The sequence below is a fragment of the Mesorhizobium sp. P3_A9 genome (assembly GCF_056402975.1).
Map to the genome: position 1 here is coordinate 1 of NZ_JBFUGJ010000542.1, position 2,756 is coordinate 2,756.

Consider the following 2,756-nt stretch of genomic DNA (forward strand, 5'->3'; position numbering starts at 1 on the left):
ACATAGCGGCGCTGGCCTTCGGCATAGATGGTGTCGAAGGCGAGCGACGATTTGCCGGAGCCGGACAGGCCGGTCATGACGATCAGGCTGTCACGCGGCAGGTCGAGATCGACGTTCTTCAGATTGTGTTCGCGCGCCCCGCGAATGGAAAGGAATTTATGGTCGGCCATCGCCGGTCGCCGCCTCAGATCTGGAATTCGTGGGATTGGCGGGTTTTCCCGACCATCCCCTATGTAGGTGTTTTTGCCGCCGCGTCGAGAGACGCCACAATTCTCGACGAATTCGTTTAACCGTCTTTCGCGCGAAGGGGCAAGCGGAAAGAACAAAGGCCGAACACGCTCCTGACAAAGCTGTGTAAAAACTGACCTGACGTAACCTCCCGGCGATCACGTTTTTCCGTAACCGGCTATTGATGGTTGACGTGGCCGGCTCACGGGAGCAGTCTCCGATTGTCAACGAAGCCGGCCGTCTTTCGATGGCCTCGCCGCCCCAAGGCGGCCTGCGAGACGCCGCAGGCATTCGCGATTTGCGCTTCGGGACGACAATGTCGCAACGGACACAGGAGCGGAGCATGACGCCACCGGATAGTCCCCAAGGGCTCCACGTCTCGTTGGAGCCGCGGCAGGCATAAGTGCCAGGGTTTAGCGTTTGCGCCACCCGACAAACCGTGACTTGCCGTATTTCCCAAAAATCAGAGACTGCTAGTCGGATCGTCGGCTGACGCCGCGAAGCATCCGAAATCAAACGCCGGCAGTACACTCCCGGCAAAAATGGATTTGAGATCCATAAAAGCCCCGTCCGTTTGCCCCAGGCACGGCGGGGCTGTTTTTTTGGGGAATGGCTGAGCTGTCCGAGGCGGAGGCAGCTTAATTCCGTGGCTTGAATCCGCCAGTGGCGATATCGACCGCGATGCTGCCGGAAATCCTGACATCGGTATTGCCGATCTTGAACGAGCCGTTCTCGCCAGCGGGCAGCGCATCGTCAGGCTCGGGCTGTGGTGCCGGCTTGGCGATGCGGTAATCACTGGTTACGCCAGGCAGGGCGCCTTTCTGCGCCTGCGCCGAACTGTCGTCGGCAAGTGCCGTGACGCTCACAATACTGGCAAAAGCGAGCACCGCGGCGGCGATGACGCGATGCGATGTCCGGGGCGAATGAGTGTCGGTCATTCCGGGATTATAGTGACACGCTGCCGATGCGGCCAGACCGGCATCGTCAAATCTTCGACAGCGGCCAGGATTCCGATCGGCCCCGGCTTCACGCCGCCTTTTTGCGCGTGTCGAAGACGTGGTCGACGATGCCCCATGCCTGCGCCTCGCGGGCGGTCATGAAATGGTCGCGGTCGAGCGTGCGCTCGACCTCTTCATAGCTGCGGCCACAATGCTGGGCATAGAGTTCGGCCATATGGCGTTTGGTCTTGCCGATGCGCTCGGCATGGCGCTGGATATCGGAAGCCTGGCCCTGGAAGCCGCCGAGTGGCTGATGCAGCAGGATGGTGGCGTTCGGCAGCGCGATGCGGCGCCCCGGCGTGCCGGCCATCAGCAGGAACGACCCCATCGACGCGGCAAACCCCATGCATACGGTCGACACCGGGCAGCTGATATATTGCATCGTGTCGTAGATGGCGAAGCCGCTGGTGACCACGCCGCCCGGCGAGTTGATGTAGAGCGAGATCTCCTTGTCGGGATTGTCCGACTCCAGCGACAAGAGTTGCGCGCAGACCAGCGCCGAGACGTCGTCGTTGATCTCGCCGTTGATGAAGACGATGCGCTCGCGCAGCAGCCGCGAGAAAATGTCGAAGGCGCGTTCGCCGCGGCTCGATTGCTCGATCACCATCGGCACCAGACTGGCAATACCGCTCATTTTTTGTCTCCGATTTCCAGGTTCAGGCGGCGCGCAGCAGGGCGCGCGGTGTGTTCGCGGCGGCGGGCTTCGCAGACACGCGCAACCCAAGCGAAAGCCGGCAGCCGGCGCCCGCCATGGCGACGGCAGGCATCGCCTTGCGGGCAAAACCGTCATGGACAATGCGCAGATGCGTGCCGCCGGAGACGGTACGGGCGAGTGTGAAGGTGACGACACTGTCGAGCGGATCCTGCCGAGTGGCATCGCGTGGCTGCTCGCGCCAGGAATAGCGCAGCAGCTGCTCCGGCTTGGCTTCGAGGATTTCACACTCGATCGCTGTGTCCGGCCCGGCAAAGGTGAAATTGCTGCCGGTCTGCGGTTTGATGTCGTTCGGCATCATCCAGGCGGCAAGCAGTTCCGGCACTGTCAGCGCCCGCCACACCTTTTCCGGCGGTTCGGCGAGGTCGTATTCAAACTCGAGCGTGTCAGGGGCGGCTTCGCTTTGGGTGTTCATTGATCCCAAATCCTTCACTGATCCATGTCCTTCAAAACCGTCTTTAGCCTTTCGATGTGCTCCGGCCAGAAGGTCCGGTAGCGCTCGATCCAGGAGAGCAAAGGGGCAAGTCCTGCCGGATCGGCGCGGTAGTATGCGTTGCGGCCGGTCCGCCGCTCGACCACGAGGCCAGCGCCACGCAGCACCGCCAGATGCTGCGACACCGCCGGTTGCGATACCGTCAGGCCGCTGCGCAATTCCGATACGCTCATCTCAGCTGCGGCGAGACGCTCGAAGACGGCGCGTCGCGTCGGGTCGGCCAGGGCACGGAAAATCTCTGCTTCGATCATGACAAAAGCATAAGTCGATACTTATTGATTTGGCAAGCGCTGTTTTACGGTCCTGCCGTTTGCCAGCGCCTCAC

The 2,756-nt window shown here is 61.6% G+C and carries 4 protein-coding genes; all 4 read right to left on the reverse strand.

Going from position 1 to position 2,756, the window contains the following annotated elements; translation table 11 throughout:
- Positions 1–866 precede the first annotated feature (866 nt).
- Positions 867–1,166 carry a hypothetical protein gene (locus AC1DX0_RS34160; protein ID WP_477220385.1) on the reverse strand — a complete coding sequence of 100 codons (300 nt, stop codon included), beginning with the start codon at positions 1,164–1,166 and terminating at the stop codon, positions 867–869.
- Positions 1,167–1,254: 88 nt separating this feature from the next.
- Positions 1,255–1,860 (reverse strand): ATP-dependent Clp protease proteolytic subunit, encoded by a 606-nt coding sequence (locus AC1DX0_RS34165; protein WP_477220386.1) that lies wholly within the window; start codon positions 1,858–1,860, stop codon positions 1,255–1,257.
- Between the two features lie 22 nt (positions 1,861–1,882).
- Complete coding sequence (locus tag AC1DX0_RS34170) at positions 1,883–2,353, reverse strand: SRPBCC family protein (RefSeq protein WP_477220387.1); 471 nt, start codon at positions 2,351–2,353, stop codon at positions 1,883–1,885.
- Between the two features lie 14 nt (positions 2,354–2,367).
- Complete coding sequence (locus AC1DX0_RS34175) at positions 2,368–2,682, reverse strand: ArsR/SmtB family transcription factor (protein WP_477220388.1); 315 nt, start codon at positions 2,680–2,682, stop codon at positions 2,368–2,370.
- Between the last annotated feature and the right edge of the window lie 74 nt (positions 2,683–2,756).

Bases quoted from the DNA above. Each gene is read 5' to 3' on its own strand.
- AC1DX0_RS34160 (WP_477220385.1), bottom strand. From the start codon at position 1,166: ATGACCGACACTCATTCGCCCCGGACATCGCATCGCGTCATCGCCGCC.
- AC1DX0_RS34165 (WP_477220386.1), bottom strand. From the start codon at position 1,860: ATGAGCGGTATTGCCAGTCTGGTGCCGATGGTGATCGAGCAATCGAGC.
- AC1DX0_RS34170 (WP_477220387.1), bottom strand. From the start codon at position 2,353: ATGAACACCCAAAGCGAAGCCGCCCCTGACACGCTCGAGTTTGAATAC.
- AC1DX0_RS34175 (WP_477220388.1), bottom strand. From the start codon at position 2,682: ATGATCGAAGCAGAGATTTTCCGTGCCCTGGCCGACCCGACGCGACGC.